This is a genomic window from Pseudomonas sp. 5C2, assembly GCF_034314155.1.
Lineage (GTDB): Bacteria > Pseudomonadota > Gammaproteobacteria > Pseudomonadales > Pseudomonadaceae > Aquipseudomonas.
The window spans coordinates 2,916,582-2,935,114 of record NZ_JAVIWH010000002.1; the positions used below are offsets into that span (position 1 = coordinate 2,916,582).

The 18,533-nt window shown below is 57.8% G+C and carries 19 protein-coding genes; 15 read left to right on the forward strand and 4 right to left on the reverse strand.

Annotated elements, in window-relative coordinates; translation table 11 throughout:
* Window positions 1-128: 128 nt before the first annotated feature.
* Window positions 129-419, reverse strand: a complete 291-nt coding sequence (locus RGU44_RS14210; protein WP_322181436.1) for a hypothetical protein — start codon at window positions 417-419, stop codon at window positions 129-131.
* A 332-nt stretch (window positions 420-751) separates the two neighbouring features.
* Here RGU44_RS14210 and argF point away from each other — a divergent pair, with 332 nt between their 5' ends.
* Entirely contained in the window at window positions 752-1,672 is a 921-nt protein-coding gene (gene argF, locus RGU44_RS14215) for an ornithine carbamoyltransferase (protein WP_322181438.1), read from the forward strand.
* Window positions 1,669-2,733: an ABC transporter ATP-binding protein gene (locus RGU44_RS14220; RefSeq protein WP_322181440.1), complete on the forward strand. Its 1,065-nt coding sequence runs from the start codon at window positions 1,669-1,671 to the stop codon at window positions 2,731-2,733. The genes argF and RGU44_RS14220 overlap by 4 nt, the downstream gene beginning before the upstream one ends.
* Before the next feature lie 16 nt (window positions 2,734-2,749).
* Here RGU44_RS14220 and RGU44_RS14225 read toward each other — a convergent pair whose 3' ends face one another.
* Both RGU44_RS14225 and ybaK read right to left on the reverse strand, forming a co-directional pair.
* Entirely contained in the window at window positions 2,750-3,532 is a 783-nt protein-coding gene (locus tag RGU44_RS14225; RefSeq protein ID WP_322217604.1) for a PhzF family phenazine biosynthesis protein, read from the reverse strand.
* Between the two features lie 95 nt (window positions 3,533-3,627).
* Window positions 3,628-4,098: a Cys-tRNA(Pro) deacylase gene (gene ybaK / locus RGU44_RS14230; RefSeq protein ID WP_322181444.1), complete on the reverse strand. Its 471-nt coding sequence runs from the start codon at window positions 4,096-4,098 to the stop codon at window positions 3,628-3,630.
* Window positions 4,099-4,483: 385 nt separating this feature from the next.
* Between ybaK and RGU44_RS14235 the strand changes: the two genes are divergently transcribed.
* From RGU44_RS14235 to RGU44_RS14295, 13 genes are all read left to right on the forward strand, one after another.
* Window positions 4,484-5,350, forward strand: coding sequence for an MIP/aquaporin family protein (locus RGU44_RS14235; RefSeq protein ID WP_322217606.1), 867 nt, complete (start codon window positions 4,484-4,486; stop codon window positions 5,348-5,350).
* A gap of 30 nt (window positions 5,351-5,380) precedes the next feature.
* The gene (glpK, locus tag RGU44_RS14240; protein ID WP_322181448.1) at window positions 5,381-6,886 is read left to right on the forward strand and encodes a glycerol kinase GlpK; all 1,506 of its coding nucleotides are present in this window, start codon (window positions 5,381-5,383) and stop codon (window positions 6,884-6,886) included.
* 113 nt (window positions 6,887-6,999) lie between these two features.
* Entirely contained in the window at window positions 7,000-7,755 is a 756-nt protein-coding gene (locus RGU44_RS14245; RefSeq protein WP_219062058.1) for a DeoR/GlpR family transcriptional regulator, read from the forward strand.
* Window positions 7,756-8,055: 300 nt separating this feature from the next.
* Window positions 8,056-9,594, forward strand: a complete 1,539-nt coding sequence (gene glpD, locus RGU44_RS14250; protein ID WP_322181451.1) for a glycerol-3-phosphate dehydrogenase — start codon at window positions 8,056-8,058, stop codon at window positions 9,592-9,594.
* A 320-nt stretch (window positions 9,595-9,914) separates the two neighbouring features.
* On the forward strand, window positions 9,915-10,829 hold the full coding sequence (locus RGU44_RS14255; RefSeq protein ID WP_322217609.1) for a glutamate/aspartate ABC transporter substrate-binding protein: 915 nt from the start codon (window positions 9,915-9,917) through the stop codon (window positions 10,827-10,829).
* 88 nt (window positions 10,830-10,917) lie between these two features.
* On the forward strand, window positions 10,918-11,664 hold the full coding sequence (locus RGU44_RS14260) for an amino acid ABC transporter permease (protein ID WP_322181454.1): 747 nt from the start codon (window positions 10,918-10,920) through the stop codon (window positions 11,662-11,664).
* Window positions 11,661-12,329 carry an amino acid ABC transporter permease gene (locus RGU44_RS14265; RefSeq protein ID WP_322182827.1) on the forward strand — a complete coding sequence of 223 codons (669 nt, stop codon included), beginning with the start codon at window positions 11,661-11,663 and terminating at the stop codon, window positions 12,327-12,329. The genes RGU44_RS14260 and RGU44_RS14265 overlap by 4 nt, the downstream gene beginning before the upstream one ends.
* The gene (locus RGU44_RS14270; RefSeq protein WP_219062062.1) at window positions 12,326-13,060 is read left to right on the forward strand and encodes an amino acid ABC transporter ATP-binding protein; all 735 of its coding nucleotides are present in this window, start codon (window positions 12,326-12,328) and stop codon (window positions 13,058-13,060) included. Before RGU44_RS14265 ends, RGU44_RS14270 begins: the two co-directional genes overlap by 4 nt.
* Window positions 13,061-13,126: 66 nt before the next feature.
* Window positions 13,127-15,037, forward strand: a complete 1,911-nt coding sequence (locus tag RGU44_RS14275) for a sensor histidine kinase (RefSeq protein ID WP_322181455.1) — start codon at window positions 13,127-13,129, stop codon at window positions 15,035-15,037.
* 24 nt (window positions 15,038-15,061) lie between these two features.
* Window positions 15,062-16,387, forward strand: a complete 1,326-nt coding sequence (locus RGU44_RS14280) for a sigma-54 dependent transcriptional regulator (RefSeq protein ID WP_322181456.1) — start codon at window positions 15,062-15,064, stop codon at window positions 16,385-16,387.
* A gap of 48 nt (window positions 16,388-16,435) precedes the next feature.
* A complete protein-coding gene (locus RGU44_RS14285) occupies window positions 16,436-16,765 on the forward strand; it encodes a GlpM family protein (RefSeq protein ID WP_219062347.1) in 330 nt (109 codons plus the stop codon).
* Between the two features lie 115 nt (window positions 16,766-16,880).
* A complete protein-coding gene (locus RGU44_RS14290; protein ID WP_322181458.1) occupies window positions 16,881-17,255 on the forward strand; it encodes a transporter in 375 nt (124 codons plus the stop codon).
* Window positions 17,256-17,262: 7 nt separating this feature from the next.
* Window positions 17,263-17,661, forward strand: a complete 399-nt coding sequence (locus RGU44_RS14295) for an EamA family transporter (RefSeq protein ID WP_322181460.1) — start codon at window positions 17,263-17,265, stop codon at window positions 17,659-17,661.
* Window positions 17,662-17,689: 28 nt separating this feature from the next.
* Here RGU44_RS14295 and RGU44_RS14300 read toward each other — a convergent pair whose 3' ends face one another.
* Window positions 17,690-18,475 (reverse strand): MipA/OmpV family protein, encoded by a 786-nt coding sequence (locus RGU44_RS14300; protein ID WP_322217612.1) that lies wholly within the window; start codon window positions 18,473-18,475, stop codon window positions 17,690-17,692.
* Between the last annotated feature and the right edge of the window lie 58 nt (window positions 18,476-18,533).

An 18,533-nucleotide genomic window follows, 5' to 3' on the forward strand; every position in this document is an offset into this window, starting at 1 on the left:
GCGGAAACAAAACTATGGCGGTTGAGGGGCGAGTACGCCAGAGGGGTTCGTCTTGTGAATCGGGGGGCATCAAGCGGGCCGATACGGCCCGTGCAGGTGTGCCGATGCGCGTCAGTTGATCAGCAGCATCAGGCTATCGGAGTGACTGACTTGTGCTGCATTTGCAACTCATCGACGGTTTCGATCTGCTCCTGAGCGACGTGAACGCCGGTCAGTTCGCCGATCAGGCGCCAATGATCATCAAGGCCGACGCTGATGGTCGCCATGCGATCAATCATGCGCCGCCCCGCCGACCGGGTAATCTCATCATTGCTGCGCAGCAACTCGAATGACATGGACGTTATCGACGCGGTGAGGTGCGTCAAAGTACGTGCCGTCAGTCCGAGTAATTCCGTAAGCTGCTGTTCTTTAGAATCCATTCCTCATAGCTCCTGTGATGAGCAATTGCCATTTATACCTCAGCCTCGACATTTATGAAATGGTCAGCCAGCCTGCTCAAGGCCGGGGCAGACAGTAATGTTATGGAACTGTTACGTGATCGACATTAATTGCCAAGGTCTTGGACCCCAGTGTACAAATGCTTCAGTCTTTCCAGAAGTCAGCGCGCTATTGGCAATACGCGACATTTGCTTATAACATCGCGCCTTTCCCTATTCGTCGCCCCGTGCGGCTTTCGCCGCAGGTCTCGCCCGTTTTCCTGATAAAACCCGGCTTTGAGTATCTGCGGTCTGTTGCAAAAAGGTAGTTAATGATGAGCGCAAGGCACTTTCTCTCGATGATGGATTACACGCCAGAAGAGCTAGTCAGCGTGATTCGTCGCGGCATAGAGCTGAAGGACCTGCGTAACCGCGGCGTACTCTTCGAGCCACTGAAAAACCGGGTTCTCGGCATGATTTTCGAGAAATCCTCGACGCGGACGCGTATTTCGTTCGAAGCAGGGATGATCCAGCTGGGCGGTCAGGCGATCTTTTTGTCGCCTCGCGACACCCAGCTGGGTCGAGGCGAACCGATCAGCGACTGCGCTAAAGTCATGTCGCGCATGGTCGATGCGGTGATGATCCGGACGTTCGCCCATAGCAACCTGACGGAGTTTGCCGCCAACTCCCGCGTGCCCGTGATCAACGGCCTTTCCGATGACCTGCACCCCTGCCAGCTGCTGGCAGACATGCAAACCTTTCTCGAACATCGCGGTTCGATTCAGGGCAAAACCGTGGCATGGATCGGCGATGGCAACAACATGTGTAACAGCTATATAGAAGCCGCGATCCAGTTCGATTTTCAGCTACGTGTCGCCTGCCCCGAAGGTTATGAGCCCAACGCCGAATTCCTCGCACTGGCCGGTGACAGGGTCAGCGTCGTTCGAGATCCTCGGCTAGCCGTGGCGGGAGCACACCTGGTCAGCACCGATGTCTGGACCTCTATGGGTCAGGAAGAGGAAACCGCCAAGCGACTGGCCTTGTTCGCCCCCTTCCAAGTGACGCGCGAGTTGCTTGATCTGGCCGCCGAAGACGTCCTGTTCATGCATTGTCTGCCCGCTCACCGTGGCGAAGAAATCAGCCTCGATCTGCTCGACGACCCTCGGGCTGTGGCCTGGGATCAAGCCGAAAATCGCCTGCACGCGCAAAAAGCACTGCTTGAATTTCTGGTCGAGCCGGCCTACCACCACGCATGAGCCAGCCTTTACTGCTGAATCTGCGCAATCTGGCGTGTGGCTATCAGGATCAACGGGTGGTGCAGGACCTTAACCTGCACCTCAATACCGGCGATATCGGCTGTTTGTTGGGCTCCTCAGGGTGCGGCAAGACCACCACACTGCGAGCCATCGCCGGTTTTGAGCCGGTGTATGAAGGTGAAATCACGCTGGCTGGCGAAGTGATCTCGCGCCCAGGCTTCACCCTGGCGCCCGAGAAGCGCCGGATCGGCATGGTCTTTCAGGACTACGCGCTGTTCCCGCACTTGAGTGTCGCGGAAAACATCGGCTTCGGCATTCGCAAACACCCCCGCCTCAAGCAGGTCACCGACGAACTGCTCGAACTGGTCAACCTCGGCACGCTGGGCAAACGTTACCCGCATGAGTTGTCAGGCGGCCAACAACAGCGTGTCGCACTGGCTCGAGCCTTGGCACCGGAGCCTCAGCTGCTGTTACTGGATGAGCCGTTTTCCAACCTTGACGGTGAGCTGCGGCGGCGCCTCAGTCATGAAGTCCGCGAGATCCTCAAGGCACGTGGCACCAGCGCAATTCTGGTGACTCACGATCAGGAGGAAGCCTTTGCTGTCAGCGATCACGTCGGAGTCTTCAAAGAGGGACGCCTTGAGCAGTGGGATACGCCCTACAACCTCTATCACGAACCGCTGACCCCCTTCGTTGCCAGCTTTATCGGTAAGGGCTATTTCATTCGTGGGCAACTCGTCAGCCCGGAAGCAGTGCAGACCGAGCTGGGCCTGTTGCGTGGCAATCGCGCCTACATGTGGGCGATCGGTAGCGCCGTGGATGTGCTGCTAAGACCAGATGACATCGTCTACGCGCCAGACAGCACACTCAAGACGCACGTTGTGAGCAAGACCTTTCAAGGCGCCTCGACACTGTATCGACTGCAAATGCCAACAGGCAGCCAACTGGAAGCGATCTTCCCCAGCCACGTCGACTATCGCGCAGGTGACGAGGTCGGGATTCGTGTGGCGGCTGATCATCTGGTGCTGTTCCAGGCCGCCGGCAGTCTCAGGTATATCTAACGCCTCTATCGGGGCATCAACCGAGCAATAACTTCCCGCTCGCCACCAAGGTTGCATGCCCACCGATTTTGACCCGCCCTCCCTCCAGTCGACAGAACAGTTCGCCGCCACGGGCCGAGCATTGGTAGGCGGTCAACCCCTGCGTGCCAAGACGCTTCGACCAATAGGGGATCAAGCTGCAGTGGGTCGAGCCGGTCACCGGGTCTTCGGGGATACCGATGGCCGGTGCGAAGTAGCGGGAGACAAAATCATGCTGGGTGCCCATGGCCGTGACGATAACGCCTGGCCACGGTAAACACGCCAGCGCGGCCATATCGGGCGTGCAGTCGCGCACCGCCTGTTCGGACTCCAGGACCACCAGCAACTCGGTCGAGCCCAACACATCGACGATATCGACGCCCAGCGCGCGCTGAAGCTCGACAGTTACCCCCACTTCGTGGGGCATCAGGGCCGGAAAGTCCAGCAACAACCGATCGTTTTCGCGGGTGACGCTCATGGCGCCGGACTTGCCAATAAAATCTATCCGCTCGACCGGCTCTTTGTAGACCTCGAACAACACGTAAGCGCTGGCCAGGGTGGCGTGACCACACAATGGGACTTCGGTGGCTGGAGTGAACCAGCGGATGTGCCAGCCCTGAGCTTCACGGACCAGAAACGCGGTTTCCGCCAGGTTGTGCTCGGCAGCAATCTGCTGCATCAACTCATCCGCCAGCCAGGCATCCAGTCGATAAACCATCGCCGGGTTGCCACTGAACGGGCGGTTACTGAAAGCGTCAACCTGGTGAAATTCAAGCTGCATGAGTGGGCCCATCCCTGACATTAGTTGCCCCAGCATGCGCGTCCGCCGGATGCACCGCCAGTCACAGAACGTGTCGTTATCGACAATACAGAGCGCTAGGCGCGACCAATCCCGGAAAATGTTGCCTGGGTGAGCCCGGCCAGTACGGCAGCCGAAAGCTCCACCTCCAGGCCTCGACGCCCGGCGCTGACGAAGAGAGTGGCGAAGGACTGTGCCGATTGATCGATGAAAGTACGCAATCTCTTCTTCTGCCCTAACGGGCTAATGCCGCCCAATAAATAGCCTGTGGCGCGCTGAGCAGCTGCGGGATCAGCCATTTCGACTTTTTTTGCCCCCGCTGCATGCGCCAGCGCTTTGAGATCAAGACTTCCGACGACCGGGACCACCGCCACCAGCAATTCGCCTTTTTCAGTCACCGCCAACAGGGTTTTGAACACCTGCGCAGGCTCCAGACCAAGCTTCTCAGCCGCCTCCAGACCATAAGAGGCCGCCTTCGGGTCGTGTTCATAACTGTGCACACGGTGATCTGCGCGAACTTTTTTCAACAAATCCAATGCGGGGGTCATGCAGCTCTCCGGGATGTCGCGGGACGTTGAGATCAAGACGCCTACTTTAGGACATCTCCAGCCAAAACACCTTATCGGCAGCGATATTCAAGCTATGTCGCCGTCATGGACGGTACCAAAAAAAATTTCAGGTCAGCAATAAGATGTTTCCTACATAGAAATGGGCAACGAACTAAAGACTGGCGGTCAGATTATGGCCTATGGTTCACTTTCGACCTTTGACAGCATTCTTTCTTGTCTATATTTTTTCGATAACGAATATTTTCGATTTGGTGGTGACTAAGGATCGTTGGCTGCTCGGAGACGAGGACTTCTCTGATGTGGAAAAAAATAAGCGCTGATGACTTTCCTTCAGCGTTTTAGAACAACAAAAAAAGAGGTTTCCATGACAACGGCTATACCGCAACCCCTGCAACAACCCACGCTGACGGGTCAATGCCTGGCTGAATTTCTGGGCACCGCGTTGTTGATTTTTTTTGGTACCGGTTGTGTTGCAGCGCTCAAGGTCGCTGGCGCCAGCTTTGGATTGTGGGAAATCAGTATCATCTGGGGCATTGGCGTCAGCATGGCGATTTACCTGACCGCCGGCGTATCCGGCGCGCATCTCAATCCTGCAGTAAGCATTGCGTTATGTATTTTCGGTGACTTTGAAAAGAGAAAGCTGCCACTTTACATTCTCGCCCAAGTGACCGGCGCCTTTTGCGCGGCCGCGTTGGTGTACCTGCTCTACATCAGCCTGTTCTTCGAATTCGAACACGTACACCACATGATTCGCGGGACTCAAGCCAGTCTTGAGCTGGCTTCAATCTTTTCCACGTACCCCAATCCGGCGATATCCACCGGACAAGCCTTTTTGGTTGAAGTGGTGATCACCGCCATTCTCATGTGCGTGATCATGTCCCTGACCGACGACAACAACGGCTTGCCTCGAGGCCCGATGGCGCCGCTACTGATTGGCTTGTTGATCGCCGTGATTGGCAGCGCCATGGGACCACTGACCGGGTTTGCGATGAACCCGGCGCGGGATTTCGGTCCCAAGCTCATGACATTCTTCGCAGGCTGGGGTCCGATGGCGTTTACTGGCGGCCGTGAAATCCCCTACTTTCTGATCCCGATTTTCGCGCCAATCCTTGGTGCCTGTCTGGGCGCTGCAAGCTATCGCGGGCTGATCGCTCGCCACCTGCCCAGCGCCCTTGTTGTAGAGAATAAGGACGCTAACGTCGTTCGCAGCAAAGCTCAGGCTTCATCTTGAACCTCACCCATCCAGTGCAAGGCAATCGACATGACTGACACACAGAATAAGAACTACATCATTGCCCTTGACCAGGGTACGACCAGTTCACGCGCCATTATTTTCGACCGCGATGCCAACGTGGTCAGTTCCGCGCAAAGCGAGTTCGTCCAGCATTACCCGCAAGCGGGATGGGTCGAACATGACCCCATGGAAATCTTCGCCACCCAGACCGCGTGCATGACCAAGGCACTCGCCCAAGCTGATCTGCATCATGATCAGATTGCGGCCATCGGCATCACCAATCAGCGGGAAACCACCGTCGTATGGGAAAAAGAAACCGGCCGCCCTATCTACAACGCGATTGTCTGGCAATGCCGCCGCAGCACCGAAATCTGTCAGCAACTCAAGCGTGACGGACTGGAAGACTACATCAAGGAAACGACAGGGCTGGTCACCGACCCCTACTTCTCCGGCACCAAGCTCAAGTGGATTCTCGATCACGTCGAAGGCAGCCGAGAGCGCGCACGCAAAGGCGAGCTGCTGTTCGGCACCATTGATAGCTGGCTGATCTGGAAATTCACCGGCGGCAAGGTTCACGTCACCGACTACACCAACGCCTCGCGCACCCTGCTCTTCAATATTCATACCCTGGAATGGGATGAAAAAATGCTGAAGGTGCTGGATATTCCACGCGAGATGCTGCCTGAGGTACGGTCCTCCTCTGAGGTTTACGGCCACAGCAAAAGCGGCATCCCTATCGCCGGTATTGCGGGAGACCAGCAAGCGGCCTTGTTCGGCCAGATGTGCGTTGAACCCGGTCAGGCCAAGAACACCTACGGCACCGGCTGCTTCCTGTTGATGAATACCGGAAAGAAAGCCGTGAAGTCGCAACACGGCATGCTGACCACCATCGCCTGCGGACCGCGCGGCGAAGTCGCTTATGCCCTTGAAGGCGCTGTGTTCAACGGTGGCTCCACCATCCAGTGGCTGCGAGACGAACTGAAACTCATCAATGACGCGCTGGACACCGAGTACTTCGCCGGCAAGGTCAAGGACAGCAATGGCGTCTACCTCGTCCCCGCCTTTACCGGACTGGGCGCGCCGTACTGGGACCCGTATGCCCGTGGTGCATTGTTCGGCCTGACGCGCGGGGTCAAGGTCGACCACATCATTCGTGCCGCGCTTGAATCGATCGCCTACCAGACGCGTGACGTGCTGGACGCCATGCAGCAGGATTCCGGCGAGCGCCTCAAAGCCTTGCGTGTGGACGGCGGCGCTGTGGCCAACAACTTTTTAATGCAGTTCCAGGCCGACATTCTCGGGACGATGGTCGAACGTCCGCAAATGCGTGAAACCACCGCACTGGGCGCTGCTTATCTCGCCGGCCTGGCCATCGGTTTCTGGGGCAGCCTGGACGAGTTGCGCAGCAAAGCGGTGATCGAGCGCGAATTCGAACCGCAACTTGCCGAAGAGGAAAGAGAAAAACTCTATGCCGGCTGGAAAAAAGCCGTGAGCCGCACCCGCGATTGGGAACCGCACGAAGAAAGCAACTGATCGACGACTGCCCGCAAGGGCGGGGAGCGGTATGAGTTTCCGGCTGACAGCGCTATTAGGCTGCGGCATGATGGTCGCCATTCGTTTGGCAGCCCGATAGGAAAATCAAAACAATGAACCTGCCTCCCCGCCAGCAGCAGATCCTCGAGCTGGTACGCGAACGCGGCTATGTCAGCATTGAAGAAATGGCTCAGCTGTTTGTCGTGACCCCGCAAACCATCCGCCGTGATATCAATCAATTGGCGGAAATGAGCCTGTTGCGCCGCTACCATGGCGGCGCAGCCTATGACTCGAGCATCGAGAACACAGCCTACGCCATGCGTGCAGACCAGATGCGCGACGAGAAACAACGGATCGCCGAGGCCATTGCCGCGCAGATCCCGGACCACGCCTCGCTGTTCATCAATATCGGCACCACCACCGAATCCATTGCCCGCGCGCTGCTGAATCACAACAACCTGAAAATCATCACCAACAACCTGCATGTGGCCTCGATCCTCAGCGCCAAGGATGACTTTGAAGTCCTGCTGGCTGGCGGCACTGTTCGCCGCGATGGCGGCGTGGTGGGTCAAGCCTGTGTCGACTTCATCAATCAGTTCAAAGTCGACTTCGCCTTGGTCGGTATTAGCGGCATTGATGAAGACGGCAGTTTGCTGGACTTTGATTATCAGGAAGTACGGGTGTCCCAGGCGATCATCGCCAACGCCCGAAAAGTACTGTTGGCCGCCGACTCCAGCAAGTTCGGACGCAACGCCATGGTCCGCCTGGGACCGATCAGCCTGATCGACTGCCTGGTCACCGACGAGGCCCCCGTCCCTGCGCTGATGCAGTTATTGACCCAGTACAAGATTCGTCTGGAAGTGGTCTGACCTCCCGACATCTATCTATCGTCTGACATTCAGCTTTCATCGCGAATAAATTCGTCCCCCCAGAGACCACAAACGCTCTATGGGAGCGAGTTCATTCGCCAGGGACGCGACGCGCGCGTGCCTGGCACACTGAATTAAAATGTTCGAATTTATTCACTTACCTCCCCTCCCATCAGTATTTTCAATGAATGCAGACTGGATGCGCGCTCTTTATTGCGCTATGATTTTCGAAATTGAACATAAATGTTCGGATTCGCCGTTCGAAGCTATGTTTTGAAGATCCAGACAGGAGGCCATCAAATGCCCCACACCACCTTGCCCGTGCCACCGCTTTCCGAAATCTACGACATCGCCGTCATTGGCGGTGGTATCAATGGCGTAGGGATAGCCGCGGACGCTGCCGGTCGCGGTTTATCGGTGTTCCTTTGCGAAAAGGATGACTTGGCCAGCCATACATCATCAGCCAGCAGCAAGCTGATCCATGGTGGACTGCGCTATCTCGAACATTATGAGTTTCGCCTGGTACGAGAAGCGCTCGCCGAACGTGAAGTGCTGCTGGCCAAAGCGCCGCATATCGTCAAGCCGATGCGCTTCGTGCTCCCTCATCGTCCGCATCTGCGCCCTGCGTGGATGATCCGTGCCGGCCTGTTCTTGTATGATCATCTGGGCAAGCGGGAAAAACTGCCCGCCTCGCGCAGCCTGCGCTTTGGCAGCGACAGCCCGCTAAACGCGACGATAACCCGTGGTTTCGAATACTCCGATTGCTGGGTCGACGACGCCCGCCTGGTGGTACTCAACGCCATGGCCGCGCGTGAAAACGGCGCGCACGTTCATACCCAAACGCGCTGCATCAACGCCCGTCGCAGTAAGGGCCTGTGGCACATGAACATGGAACGTTCCGACGGCAGCCTGTTTTCCATTCGCGCCAAAGCGCTGGTCAACGCCGCCGGGCCTTGGGTTGCCAAATTCATTCGTGATGACCTTAAACTCGACTCCCCTTACGGGATCCGCCTGATTCAGGGCAGCCACCTGATCGTGCCCAAACTGTACGAGGGCGAAAACGCGTTCATTCTGCAAAACGAAGATCAGCGCATCGTCTTCACGATTCCTTACCTGGAACGCTTCACCATCATTGGCACCACGGACCGTGAATATCAGGGCGATCCGAGCAAGGTGACGATTACCGAAGACGAAATCGACTACCTGCTCAAAGTGGTCAATGAGCACTTCAAGAAACAACTGAGCCGCAGCGACATCGTGCGAACCTACTCGGGCGTTCGTCCGCTGTGCAATGACGAATCGGACAACCCTTCGGCGGTGACCCGCGATTACACGCTGTCACTCTCGGGCAGCGCTGAAGAAGCACCGATCCTATCGGTGTTCGGCGGCAAGTTGACGACTTATCGCAAGCTGGCTGAATCGGCGATGACCCACCTTGCGCCCTTCTTCCCGCACATGAAACCAAGCTGGACCGCCACTGCCAGCCTGCCCGGGGGCGAAGACATGAGCACGCCACAGGCCCTGAGTGATGAATTGACGAAACGCTTCGACTGGCTGCCAAGCGACGTTGCCCAGCGCTGGGCCCGCACCTACGGCAGCCGCAGCTGGCGCCTGCTCGAAGGTGTGCAGAGCCTCGCCGATATGGGCGAGCACCTCGGGGGCGGCCTCTACACCCGCGAAGTCGATTATCTGTGCAGCGAGGAATGGGCTCTGGATGCCGAAGACATTCTTTGGCGTCGCAGCAAGTTGGGTCTATTCACCACACCGAGCGAGCAGGTGCGCGTGCAGGACTACCTCAACACGGTCACGCGCAATAAAAGCAGCATCGAAGCCGCCTGACCCTCCCCGCCAACAGCCTCCTCGCAAAGGGGAGGTTGTTGTGCAGCAGCCTCAAGTCATTCGGTTTTCCGAACGCGCTGCCCCGATTAGTTCGGACTGCCGGACGCGGCCAGATTCTCCTGCGTCATAGCATCAAATAAAAACGATACAAATCAATAGTTTAATCCTTATCTCCGCTTTGGCATGAGTCATGCTCTACACTCAATATCGAATGTGCCGACTGTAGCGTGCGCCTGATTGGGCCGCCGTTGAACACACTCGTTTATTCAGAGGACCTCCACACAGGTCCCCATAAAAAAAACAAAGCCGAGGATCAACTGATGCGCATCGTTCCCCATATTTTGGGCGCAGCAATCGCTGCCGCTCTGATTAGCACTCCAGTTTTCGCTGCCGAACTCACCGGCACACTGAAGAAAATCAAAGAGTCTGGCACCATCACCCTCGGACACCGCGACGCCTCCATCCCGTTCTCCTATATCGCTGACGCTTCCGGGATTCCGGTCGGCTACTCCCACGATATCCAGCTAAAAGTCGTCGAAGCCATCAAGAAAGACCTGGCCATGCCTGACCTGAAGGTCAAATACAACCTGGTCACGTCGCAAACCCGTATCCCGCTGGTGCAAAACGGCACTGTAGACCTTGAGTGCGGTTCCACCACCAACAACGCCGAACGCGGTCAACAAGTTGACTTCTCGGTAGGCATCTTCGAAATCGGGACGCGCCTGCTGGCCAAAAAAGACTCTCCGTACAAAGACTTCGCCGATCTGAAAGGCAAGAACGTCGTGACCACTGCGGGCACCACGTCCGAGCGCATCATCAAATCGATGAACGCCGACAAGCAGATGGGCATGAACGTCATCTCTGCCAAGGACCATGGCGAATCCTTCAACATGCTCGAGTCCGGCCGTGCGGTCGCGTTCATGATGGATGATGCACTGCTCGCAGGCGAAATGGCCAAAGCCAAGAAGCCTGTTGACTGGGCAGTGACCGGCACCGCGCAGTCCTATGAAATCTACGGCTGCATGGTTCGTAAAGACGACGCCCCGTTCAAGAAAGCTGTCGATGACGCGATCAAGGCAACCTTCACCTCGGGCGAGATCAACACGATCTACGACAAGTGGTTCATGCAGCCGATCCCGCCGAAGGGTCTGAACCTGAACTTCCCGATGAGCGACGAGCTGAAAAACCTGATCGCCAACCCTACCGATAAGCCGGCTCCCGACAAAGCCATCTAAGCACTGGTTAATCTTCACTTGGGCACGCAAACGCGCGCTCAAGTGAACGACGGTGCCTGTGAATCGATCAAACTGAGGGGAGACCCTGATGAATTACAACTGGGACTGGGGCGTATTCCTCAAGTCCACCGGTATCGGCAAAGAAATCTATCTGGACTGGTACCTCACCGGTCTGGGCTGGACCATCGCTATTGCCGTCGCCGCCTGGATCATCGCTTTACTGCTGGGCTCTGTGCTCGGGGTCATGCGTACTGTGCCTAACCGCTGGGTGTCGGGCATTGCCACGGTTTACGTGGAACTTTTCCGCAATGTTCCGCTGCTGGTGCAATTGTTTATCTGGTACTTCCTGGTGCCGGATTTGCTGCCTGACAACCTTCAGCAGTGGTACAAGCAAGACCTCAACCCCACGACATCGGCTTTTCTAAGCGTCGTGGTCTGTCTTGGCCTGTTCACTGCTGCACGGGTTTGCGAACAAGTGCGCACCGGTATCCAGGCGCTGCCTGGCGGCCAGGAATCGGCGGCCAGAGCCATGGGCTTCAAACTGCCGCAGATCTACTGGAACGTGCTGCTGCCCCAGGCCTATCGCATCATCATTCCACCCCTGACCTCGGAATTCCTGAACGTCTTCAAGAACTCGTCCGTAGCCTCGTTGATCGGCCTTATGGAGCTGCTTGCGCAGACCAAACAGACCGCCGAGTTCTCCGCCAACCTGTTCGAAGCCTTCACCTTGGCGACGCTGATCTACTTCACTTTGAACATGAGCCTGATGCTGTTGATGCGCATGATCGAGAAGAAAATTGCAGTGCCCGGGCTGATTTCCCTGGGAGGTAAATAATGGACTTCAGTGGAATTGTTCCCGCCCTGCCGGGGATGTGGAACGGCATGATCTTGACCCTGCAACTGATGGCGCTGGGCGTCATCGGCGGCATTGCGCTTGGCACTGTCCTGGCATTGATGCGCTTGTCATCGAGCAAGTTGCTGGCAAGGCTCGCTGGCGCTTACGTAAACTACTTTCGCTCGATCCCGCTGCTGCTGGTAATCACCTGGTTCTATCTGGCGGTGCCGTTTGTGCTGCGCTGGATCACTGGCGAGGACACCCCGATCGGAGCGTTCACCTCCTGCCTGGTGGCGTTCATGATGTTCGAGGCCGCGTACTTCTGCGAAATCGTACGGGCCGGTGTCCAGTCCATCCCAAAAGGCCAGATGGGCGCAGCCCAGGCGTTAGGGATGAACTACGGGCAAATGATGCGTTTGATCATCCTGCCTCAGGCGTTTCGCAAAATGACCCCGCTGCTGCTGCAGCAGAGCATCATTTTGTTCCAGGACACGTCGCTGGTGTATGCAGTCGGCCTGGTGGACTTCCTCAATGCCACGCGCTCCAGTGGCGACATCATTGGCCGTTCCAATGAGTTCCTGATCTTCGCCGGTCTGGTGTATTTCACGATCAGCTTTGCCGCCTCGCTGCTGGTGAAGCGTCTGCAAAAAAGGTTTGCCGTATGATTTCCATCAAGAATATCAACAAGTGGTACGGAGACTTCCAGGTGCTGACTGACTGCAGCACCGAGGTCAAAAAAGGTGAAGTGGTGGTGGTTTGCGGCCCATCCGGCTCTGGCAAATCGACACTGATCAAGTGCGTGAACGCGCTGGAACCCTTCCAGAAGGGCGACATCATTGTCGATGGCACCTCGATCAGCGACCCCAAGACCAACCTGCCCAAACTGCGTTCGCGGGTCGGCATGGTGTTTCAGCATTTCGAACTGTTCCCGCACCTGAGCATCGTCGAAAACCTGACCATCGCCCAGATCAAGGTCCTTGGCCGCAGCAAGGCCGAAGCCACCGAAAAAGGCCTCAAGCTGCTTGAGCGTGTCGGCTTGTCCGCGCATGCCAACAAGCACCCGGGGCAACTTTCCGGTGGTCAGCAGCAACGTGTGGCGATTGCCCGGGCGTTGGCGATGGACCCGGTGGTCATGCTGTTCGATGAACCGACCTCGGCTTTGGACCCGGAAATGGTCAACGAAGTGCTCGACGTCATGGTGCAACTGGCCCACGAAGGCATGACCATGATGTGCGTGACCCATGAAATGGGCTTCGCCCGCAAAGTGGCGAACCGAGTGATCTTCATGGATCAGGGGCAAATCGTCGAAGATTGCGAGAAAGAAGAGTTCTTTGGTGATGTGACCGCACGCTCCGAGCGCGCCCAGCACTTCCTTGCCAAGATCCTGCAACACTAAGTAAGTCCGGCTGTCTGTGCCCACCTTTATTGGGCACAGGCTGCTGGTCGGTCCCGGACGACTGTGATGAAATGCGATCCCAACCTCTATCGCGCCGCGCCGCCATCACTTGCCGTGAAACCCCGCCTGATACGCCATCTGTTTTTGCCCCCGCTGGTCGTCTTGCTGATGGTCGCGCTGGGCTATGTCAGCTATCTGATCAGCGAGCACAACGGCGTTCAAGCCCTGAGCGAGAACGGTGAACGGCAACTGGAGCTGCACGCCCGCACCGTAGAAAGCGAGATCAGCAAATACACCTACCTGCCGAGCGTTCTCGAGCTCGAAGCCAACGTCTCGCGTCTATTGAATGACCCTGCGCCGGAGCTGCGTCAGGACGTCAACGAATACCTGGAAGGCCTGAATCGCCGCAGTCGTAGCCGAGCGATTTACGTCCTCGACACCACCGGTCGCGTGCTGGCCACCAGCAACTGGCGTGATGCCGACAGTTATCTGGGCGAGGACCTGTCGTTCCGCGCTTACTTTCAGGACGCGGTGCGCGGCCTCCCCGGTCGGTTCTACGGGATTGGCAGCACCACCGGAGAGCCCGGCTATTACCTGGCCCATGGCCTGGAACAGCAAGGCAAGATCATTGGCGTCGCCGTGATCAAAGTGCGCCTCGAAGCCTTGGAGGAGCGCTGGCAACGGGCTCGGCTGGAAGCCTTCGTTACCGATGAGAATGGCATCATCATTCTGTCCAGCGACCCGTCGCGCCGGCTGAAATCGGTTCGCCCGCTGACGCCGGAAACCAAGGAGCGGCTCGCGCGCAGTCTGCAGTATTACTGGTGGCCGCTGAATGAATTGGTTCCGCTGGCCCGGGAGCAACTGGCCGAGGGCGTCGAGAAACTGACCTTCCCCGCCAATACCAGCGTCGATCACGACCCTACCGACGTCAGCTACCTGGCCCAGACCCGACGGCTGAACGATACGCCGTGGCACTTGACCCTGCTGACACCATTGCAGGAGTTGCGCAGCGAAGCCGCACGCCAGGGAATGTTGGTCGCGGTGGCCTGCGCACTGGTGGCGTTTCTGCTGATCGCCTGGAATGAGCGACGCAAAGTGATCGCCACTCGACTGGCTGCCCGCGAAGCCCTGCAAGAAGCCAACGATGAACTCGAGCGCAAAATTGCCGAGCGAACCGCCGATCTGCGTGCCAGCAACGAACGCCTAAAAGCGCAGATCCGCGAACGGCGCCTCGCCGAAGACACATTGCGTCGCGCTCAGGATGAACTGGTCCAGGCCGGCAAACTTGCCGCCATCGGCCAGATGTCCACCAGCATCGCCCACGAACTCAATCAACCCTTGGCCGCCTTGCGCACCTTGTCCGGCAATACCGTACGCTTCATTGAGCGCGGCGCACTGGACACCGCCAGCACTAACCTGCGAACCATCAATGAGCTGGTCGATCGCATGGGCCGGATCACCGCCAGCCTGCGCGCCTTTGCCCGACGTGGAGATGACAAAGGCCAGGCGTCGTTGCGCAAGGCCGTCGACGCCGCACTGCAGGTTCTCAATGGCCGACTGGAGAACTTCGACCTCACGCTGCATGAGCATTTTGAAGACGTGTCCTTGCGAATCGATCAAACGCGCCTGGAACAAATCCTGGTCAACCTCGTCGGCAATGCCCTGGATGCAATGCAGGCCCAGCCCTTGCCCGAGTTGTGGCTCGAAGGTGAAATCGCCGACGGCCGCTACCGCCTCTATGTGCGCGACAATGGTCACGGTATCGGACCCGAAGCGCGCAAGCATCTGTTCGAACCGTTCTTCACCACCAAACCCGGTGAACATGGCCTTGGCCTTGGCCTGACCCTTTCTGCCAGCCTCGCTGCCGCAGCCGGGGGCAGTCTCAGCGCCGAGCATCCTTCCAGCGGCGGCACCGCTTTTATCCTGAGCCTGCCACTGCTCGATACGCCCGCACCTCCTGAAGCCGAGCCGATATGAGCCGCTATTAATGAGCCGAACAGCATGAACAGCGACCTGACCGTTCTGATCGTCGAAGACGACCCACACGTCCTCCTGGGTTGCCAGCAAGCCTTGGCCCTGGAAGACATTCCCAGCGAAGGCGTGGGCAGTGCCGAAGAGGCGCTGGCGAGGATTGGCGAGGACTTCGCCGGCATCGTCATCAGCGATATCCGTTTGCCGGGAATCGACGGACTGGAATTGCTGACCCGCCTCAAGGCGCGAGACCGCAGCCTGCCGGTGGTGCTGATTACCGGTCACGGCGATATTTCCATGGCCGTCAACGCAATGCGCGACGGCGCTTACGACTTCATGGAAAAACCCTTCTCCCCCGAGCGTCTGGTGGACGTTGCCCGACGCGCTCTGGAGCAACGCAGCCTGGCGCGTGAGGTGTGGTCGCTGCGCCGACAACTGGCCGAGCGAAACTCACTGGAAGGCCGAATCATCGGGCGATCGCCGGCCATGCAAAACCTGCGGGCGTTGATCACCAATGTTGCAGACACCTCAGCCAACGTCCTGATCGAAGGCGAAACCGGCACGGGCAAGGAGTTGGTTGCCCGCTGCCTGCACGACTTCAGTCGCCGCCATTCTCAGCAGTTCGTCGCGCTCAACTGTGGCGGTCTGCCGGAGAGCCTGTTCGAAAGCGAGATCTTCGGCCACGAAGCCAACGCATTTACCGGCGCAGGCAAGCGTCGCATTGGCAAAATCGAACATGCCCACAACGGCACACTGTTTCTCGATGAAGTCGAAAGCATGCCGATAACCCTGCAGATCAAACTGCTGCGGGTGTTGCAGGAGCGCACGCTGGAACGCCTGGGCTCGAACCAGAGCGTCGCAGTGGACTGCCGGGTGATTGCCGCGACCAAGTCCGATCTGGATGAGTTGAGCAAGGTCGGTCAGTTTCGCAGCGACCTGTATTACCGGCTGAACGTGGTCACTCTGGAATTGCCTCCGTTGCGCGAACGCCGCGAGGACATCCTGCAGTTGTTCGAGCACTTCTTACAGCTCGCATCGTTACGCTTCGATCGCGAAACCCCGGAGCTGGATCGTCAAACCCTGTCGAGCCTGATGAGCCACGACTGGCCGGGCAATGTGCGCGAACTGCGTAACGTCGCCGAGCGTTACGCCCTCGGCTTGCCGGCGTTCAAGAAGTCCGGCGCAAGCATAGCTGGCAACAGCCTGGACTTTGCCGAAGCGGTGGAGGCATTTGAAAAGAACCTGCTCAGCGATGCCTTGCAACGCAGCGGCGGCAACCTCAGTCAGGCCAGTCAGGAACTGGGCATGGCCAAGACCACGTTGTTCGACAAGGTCAAAAAATACGGGTTGGGTTGATCGTCCCGCCCCCTTTGCCATCTGAATTAAGAGGCCATCGTGGACCTGATTTTCAAAGCCCTGCTGGGCGCTGCTGTGGTGGTGATTCTGGCCGCGCTGGCAAAAACCAAAAATTACTACATCGCCGGCCTGGTGCCGCTGTTCCCGACCTTCGCCCTGATCGCCCACTACATCGTCGGTAAGGGTCGCTCACTGGACGATTTGAAGACCACCATCCTGTTCGGCATGTGGTCGATCATTCCCTACTTCATCTACCTGGCAGCGCTGTACCTGATGGTCGACCGCTGGCGTCTGGAAGTATCCCTTGCCCTTGCGGCACTGGCCTGGCTGGTCGCGGCAACCTTGCTGGTGACATTCTGGATTCGGTTTCACGGGTAAGCGCGTCGACACATTCGCACACAGCCTGTACCCAGGCCGGCGCATTCCTGCACTGGCCCATCCCTTGCATTCATCCGACCCACTTCCCCTCGGCCAACTGGCAGGAGCTGCTCCCTTGACCCCAACCGTGATCCTGCTGATCGCGCTATGCATCGTGCTCGATGTGATTGGCCAACTCGCTTTCAAGCTCGGCCTGGATCGGCTGCCCGAGCACGTGGGCGGCTTTCGTTTGCGCAATTTCTGGCGACAAATCGCCGGTGCGCCCCTGCTATGGTGTGGGGTCGCCTGTTATTCCGTTCTTTTCGTTGCCTGGCTGGAGGTACTGTCACTGGCACCGCTGAGCCTGGTGTTTCCGGCGATCAGCCTGAGCTATTGCGGCGTGGTGCTGGGTGGACGCCTGGTGTTGGGCGAAACCGTCAGTCGACGGCGCTGGCTCGGCACTTTCGTCATCACTACCGGCGTCATGCTGGTTTGCGCAACGGGCATTTGAGGCCTCTATGACAAAGAGTTGGATTGAAGGGCGTGGCGCAAGCATTGGCCTCTGGGCACTATTGATCGCCTTTGAAAGCGGCGCGCAAATATCACTGAAAGTGGGCGGAGACGGACTGGCCTCCATTCCGTTCGGTGTGAGCTGGCTACTGGCTGCGGTGAGCAATCTGGCGGTCATGGTCGCAATTGTCTGCTATATCGGCTCGTTCCTCAGCTGGATGCTGATCCTGCGCCGCAGCAACCTGTCGCTGGCCTTTCCCTTGAGCTCACTGGTGTTCGTGGTAGTACTGCTCGGCTCATGGCTCGGCTTGGGCGAAACCATCAGCCCGATGCACTGGCTGGGTGTGTGCGTGATCATTGGCGGGATTGTGCTGCTGGCGGAAGGGCAACAACCAGCGGCCACGTAAGGGTCGTGCCCGCTTCTAACCGACGACTCTAGAGGCCGTTGAAATGATAAGCCACGGCGATACTGACCTCGCCCTGGTTATCGTTGCCTCGTTGTTTGACGATTGAACTGCCCGCAGCTGAACCGACCAGATGAGTCCAGCTGGCGCTGGTCAGCAGTAGCCAGCCTCGGCCAAGGGGGAACTGCGCGCTCTGGGTCAGGGTAACGTTCTGCAGGCCGCCGCTGGCGTCGTATTGACGAATGCCCGAGGCCTGGGCCTCCTGTGCACTCACGCCGTAAAAAGTTTGGGCTTGCCGGCCATCCGCATAATTCGCCGTCACCGACGTATCGCCAATAATGCCCAACCCCAGTGGATAACCCAGCTCACCACCTATCCGGCCCAGCACCCCGCCCTGACCATCGCTACCACCCAGCGCATGCCCCATTTGGGCATATACACGCCAGAAATCATCAGGGCTGTATTGCACGAAACCACCGGCCTCGCCCATGTCCGATACATCACGCAAGCCGCGCAATAAGCCATTGGCATTCCGGCCCGGAACATAGTTAAGGAACGGCCCGGCGCTCCAGCCACCCCCCTTCAGCGCCTTCCAGGACAAGCCATCGTCCGAACTGAGACCGAGGTCACCCCAGGTCAGGTCCATATAGGGCAAAGGCCGGACTTCGTAACTGCTCCCGCTGGGATCATGAGGTCCATAGCTAAGAGCCATACCAAGATCGCCAACGATTGGCTCAGCCTGTCCAGGCGAGCTGAAACCGAAAATACACGCAAAACTTGTGAGTAAAAAACAGCGATTTAGCCCGAAAGTAGGCATAAAAACTAACTCAAACAGAAAAACATGCGCGCATCAATGCCTAAACACCCCCCCCCAA

What these genes read in the sequence shown, in the direction of transcription:
- RGU44_RS14210 (WP_322181436.1), bottom strand. Translation starts at nt 419, where the DNA reads ATGGATTCTAAAGAACAGCAGCTTACGGAATTACTCGGACTGACGGCA.
- argF (WP_322181438.1), top strand. Translation starts at nt 752, where the DNA reads ATGAGCGCAAGGCACTTTCTCTCGATGATGGATTACACGCCAGAAGAG.
- RGU44_RS14220 (WP_322181440.1), top strand. Translation starts at nt 1,669, where the DNA reads ATGAGCCAGCCTTTACTGCTGAATCTGCGCAATCTGGCGTGTGGCTAT.
- RGU44_RS14225 (WP_322217604.1), bottom strand. Translation starts at nt 3,532, where the DNA reads ATGCAGCTTGAATTTCACCAGGTTGACGCTTTCAGTAACCGCCCGTTC.
- ybaK (WP_322181444.1), bottom strand. Translation starts at nt 4,098, where the DNA reads ATGACCCCCGCATTGGATTTGTTGAAAAAAGTTCGCGCAGATCACCGT.
- RGU44_RS14235 (WP_322217606.1), top strand. Translation starts at nt 4,484, where the DNA reads ATGACAACGGCTATACCGCAACCCCTGCAACAACCCACGCTGACGGGT.
- glpK (WP_322181448.1), top strand. Translation starts at nt 5,381, where the DNA reads ATGACTGACACACAGAATAAGAACTACATCATTGCCCTTGACCAGGGT.
- RGU44_RS14245 (WP_219062058.1), top strand. Translation starts at nt 7,000, where the DNA reads ATGAACCTGCCTCCCCGCCAGCAGCAGATCCTCGAGCTGGTACGCGAA.
- glpD (WP_322181451.1), top strand. Translation starts at nt 8,056, where the DNA reads ATGCCCCACACCACCTTGCCCGTGCCACCGCTTTCCGAAATCTACGAC.
- RGU44_RS14255 (WP_322217609.1), top strand. Translation starts at nt 9,915, where the DNA reads ATGCGCATCGTTCCCCATATTTTGGGCGCAGCAATCGCTGCCGCTCTG.
- RGU44_RS14260 (WP_322181454.1), top strand. Translation starts at nt 10,918, where the DNA reads ATGAATTACAACTGGGACTGGGGCGTATTCCTCAAGTCCACCGGTATC.
- RGU44_RS14270 (WP_219062062.1), top strand. Translation starts at nt 12,326, where the DNA reads ATGATTTCCATCAAGAATATCAACAAGTGGTACGGAGACTTCCAGGTG.
- RGU44_RS14275 (WP_322181455.1), top strand. Translation starts at nt 13,127, where the DNA reads ATGAAATGCGATCCCAACCTCTATCGCGCCGCGCCGCCATCACTTGCC.
- RGU44_RS14280 (WP_322181456.1), top strand. Translation starts at nt 15,062, where the DNA reads ATGAACAGCGACCTGACCGTTCTGATCGTCGAAGACGACCCACACGTC.
- RGU44_RS14295 (WP_322181460.1), top strand. Translation starts at nt 17,263, where the DNA reads ATGACAAAGAGTTGGATTGAAGGGCGTGGCGCAAGCATTGGCCTCTGG.
- RGU44_RS14300 (WP_322217612.1), bottom strand. Translation starts at nt 18,475, where the DNA reads ATGCCTACTTTCGGGCTAAATCGCTGTTTTTTACTCACAAGTTTTGCG.